This is a genomic window from Mangrovibacterium sp., from assembly GCF_059905295.1.
This window is the reverse complement of the sequence record NZ_JBZQJF010000197.1, coordinates 1-2211: the sequence shown is the minus strand read 5'-3', so window position 1 is coordinate 2211 and position 2211 is coordinate 1. Positions and strand designations below refer to the sequence as shown.

3 protein-coding genes are annotated in these 2211 nt (G+C 42.2%); 2 read left to right on the top strand and 1 reads right to left on the bottom strand.

The features are described 5' to 3' along the window. A partial coding sequence (locus tag AC37HE_RS10335) for a hypothetical protein (RefSeq protein ID WP_500782760.1) occupies positions 1 to 309 on the top strand: 309 nt, incomplete at its 5' end. Positions 310 to 490: 181 nt separating this feature from the next. Here the strand turns inward: AC37HE_RS10335 and AC37HE_RS10330 are convergent. Next, positions 491 to 1855 (bottom strand): IS4 family transposase, encoded by a 1365-nt coding sequence (locus AC37HE_RS10330; protein ID WP_500782759.1) that lies wholly within the window; start codon positions 1853 to 1855, stop codon positions 491 to 493. 127 nt (positions 1856 to 1982) lie between these two features. Here AC37HE_RS10330 and AC37HE_RS10325 point away from each other — a divergent pair. Continuing rightward, positions 1983 to 2211: hypothetical protein (locus AC37HE_RS10325; protein ID WP_500782758.1), on the top strand; the 229-nt coding region annotated here is incomplete at its 3' end.

The window sequence follows — 2211 nt, the reverse complement described above, 5'->3', positions numbered from 1 at the left end:
CTCTCCCTTATTTTTCCGTTCAATGCCAATCAGCGGATTACGCTTTCCGGCGGAATGAACCTGCCGGTGTGGATAAGGAACAGGGTTAACTTTGTCGGGGACGATGATCTTGAACTGTCGCCCGAGCCGTTTCATCCAACGCCGTTTTTTAATGCGATCTTCGAATTTAACCGATTTGGTATCACTCTGTTTTATGATTCGTTTCTTTTTGGCGAGTCGGATGTTGATTATGTGCATGGTGAAGGCTACTTGCAGCCCGAGTCGTTTACTTATCAGGCCGGCATCCGGTTGACCTTCAGGGTTTTTTGAGATCTGTGGTCTGTCTGAGCAATGAATTGTTATGACGGGTAACCAAAAAAAATTCAAAATGTTCAGTAAATTACAAAGTTTATCCATAATAAATTCATATTGCCCACACAATTTCTCCACAATTCGGTGGTAGTATTGGTTCAGTGTTTAATCAATGACTCAACTTTCGACTTTAAAGATCTTAGGTTAATACGCAGTTCTTTGGCAAATTGACGTACTTTAGCGCTTCGGCGATCACAGTATTGAAAAATACTAACGCTGTTTTTTCACAGAAAATGCCCAACTGCCTCAATTGCTCAACGGCTAAAGTCAATATCCTGTGAAGCGCTTCTACAAAGCTGATATCATCAAGCTCCTGGCAGCACGCATAAAAGAGTTCACCAAAGGTTCTGTGATCCGTCTCCATGCGCACCCTATAAGCAATGAACATGTATCGCATAAACACAATACTGGTGTGCGCGATAAGCATATCGAAATCGCGGCACTGTATTTCCTTTACCAGTTTTAGGTGCTGTTTCGACATCTTGAACAACACCTCGATATCCCAACGCTTGCCATAGATACGAACAACCTCAGAATCTGCGAGTTCGGTATCTGTAGATAAAAGTGCTAACCAGTCTTTCTTGCGACGATTACGAACGAAAACGATTTTCGCCGGTTTTCCGTCACTAAATGTTACCATTGTAGACGCCAGTATCTTGGCTCGTCCTCGGCGTTTGTTGATATTCTGGTAGATCTCTACTAAATTGCGTTTCTTGCCGTCATGTTCGTAAAACACCTTTGGCGTTTTTTTGATCATGCCGATTACATGCAGGTGTTTTCTCAAAGCACAAATATTCACCGGCATAGTAAACCAGCTGTCCATGAGTACGTAGCGGGCACGGATACCCGCCTTGAGGATCCGTTTGACCATTGGAACCAAGAGCATTGTAGCTTTTGTGGTTGCTTCTTCTCGCCGCTTGAAAGCGCAACATCGCTTGTCCATGATTTTTTCGTTTTCATGAAAACGATTCTTCTTTTTCGCAGATGACAGCAGCCCAAAGTCCAAGGGCAAGCAACTGACACCATCGGACCAACATATGGCCAGCAATCGAAAACCTTTTAAATACCGGCCGGTACTGTGATCAAAAACACGGCTAAGAAGTTCGACCTTTTTAGAGCGAGACCGGTCGTACGGGCTATCATCAATAATGAGTACTGATTCGCGCTGATCTGTCGTCAATCGGTTGAAAATGCTATGTAGACGAACAGCGATCAGCAATAAGAACTTTCTCCAATTGTAAGTGCATGCTTTTAGCAAATCGTAGGCCGCATCTTTTCCAACATCAGCGTTGTCGTTGATCACGATACCACGGAAGAAATTTTTTCCGATGAATGGAAGCGCGAATATTACTTTTGTCAAAGAACGAACGCTGTAGCCATGGCGTTTACGAATTCCGCATCGATTAAGCAACGAACCGATGCAAAATGTATCGAAAAAGTCGTCAATTTGGTCGAGAACCTGAATGTTATCTTGCGATTGAGGAGCAATATTGCTATGGTTCATTTGAGCCCTTTCTGATTGATATTATTGTGAATTTCGGCAAATCCACTATACATCAACAGACTGGGCTCTTCAAGTATTTTTATAAATTATTTCAGACGGTTAACCTATTATTTCAGTTGAATCATGAATGTCGAAAGTTGAGTTTGTAAATGGAAAACTCCCTCGAGGTAGTCAGGTTAAGACTTTATCAGACTGGAACCATTGGGTAGCTGCAGGAATGATAGGAGTTAATAACCTTTCAGTAATTAGTGCAAATTTGGCGAACAAGAGCGGAATAACCGATATGATTACAGACAGTGGTAATGCAATTAGGAATCTTGAGATGAACTATAAATTGCTAAATGATGAATATGGCG

What these genes read in the sequence shown, in the direction of transcription:
- AC37HE_RS10330 (WP_500782759.1), bottom strand. Translation starts at nt 1,855, where the DNA reads ATGAACCATAGCAATATTGCTCCTCAATCGCAAGATAACATTCAGGTT.